Genomic DNA, 1045 nt, shown 5'->3' with positions numbered 1-1045 from the left:
ACCCCCAGGGGTGCCGGGCTCGCGGCGTGTTCCACGGTTCCCGTCCCCACGGTGAGCCCGCGGTGCGATGCTGGACCGAGCACTCGCCGCGGGCCGCGCCCTGCGACGTCCCGAGTCGAAGGAGAGCCACGCCATGTCAGCTCAGGGCGGCACCAAGGCGGTCGTCGCGGCACTGCTCGCGAACATGGGCATCGCCGTCACGAAGTTCGTCGCATGGGGCCTCACGGGGGCCTCGTCGATGCTGGCCGAGGGCGTGCACTCGCTCGCCGACTCGGGCAACCAGGCGTTGCTGCTCCTCGGCGGGAGACGGTCGCGACGGGCGGCCGACGAGGAGCACCCCTTCGGGTACGGCCGCGAACGCTACGTCTACGCGTTCATCGTCTCGATCGTGCTGTTCACGGTCGGTGGGCTGTTCGCTCTGTACGAGGCGTGGCACAAGTGGCAGGACCCGCACCCCATCACCGAGTGGCAGTGGGTCCCCATCGCGGTCCTGCTGGTCGCGATCGGCATGGAGGGGTTCTCGTTCCGCACCGCGATCCGTGAGTCGAACACCGTGCGCGGTGAGCAGTCCTGGCCGGCGTTCGTCCGCAACGCCAAGGCACCCGAGCTCCCCGTGGTGCTCCTCGAGGACTTCGGCGCACTGATCGGCCTGGTCCTCGCCCTCGGTGGCGTGGGGCTGACCCTGGTCACGGGGGACGGGCGCTGGGACGCCGCCGGCACCGCGTGCATCGGCATCCTGCTGGTCCTCATCGCGATCGTCCTGGCCCTGGAGACCAGCTCGCTGCTGCTCGGCGAGTCCGCGACCAGCGCCGACGTCGCCGCGATCCGCACGGCTCTCGTGGGCGAGGGGGTCGCGTCCGTCATTCACCTCAAGACGCTGCACCTCGGACCCGAGGAGCTGCTCGTCGCGGCCAAGATCGAGGTCACCGCTACCACCGACGGGGCGTCGATCGCGCGGGCGATCGACCCCGCCGAGGAACGCGGCCCCGCGGCCGGCCCCAAAGCCCCCACGATCTACCACGAAACCGGCCAGCGTCGGGGCGAG

The 1045-nt window shown here is 71.3% G+C and carries 1 protein-coding gene; it reads left to right on the top strand.

The window, feature by feature from the left end:
- Positions 1-133: 133 nt before the first annotated feature.
- The coding region (locus tag ACFRCR_RS18735; RefSeq protein ID WP_377679696.1) for a cation diffusion facilitator family transporter at positions 134-1045 on the top strand (912 nt) is incomplete at its 3' end.

Origin of the sequence: Oerskovia sp. NPDC056781, assembly GCF_042789955.1 — a bacterium.
Classification (GTDB): domain Bacteria; phylum Actinomycetota; class Actinomycetes; order Actinomycetales; family Cellulomonadaceae; genus Oerskovia; species Oerskovia rustica.
This window is presented reverse-complemented; position numbering and strand designations above follow the sequence as displayed.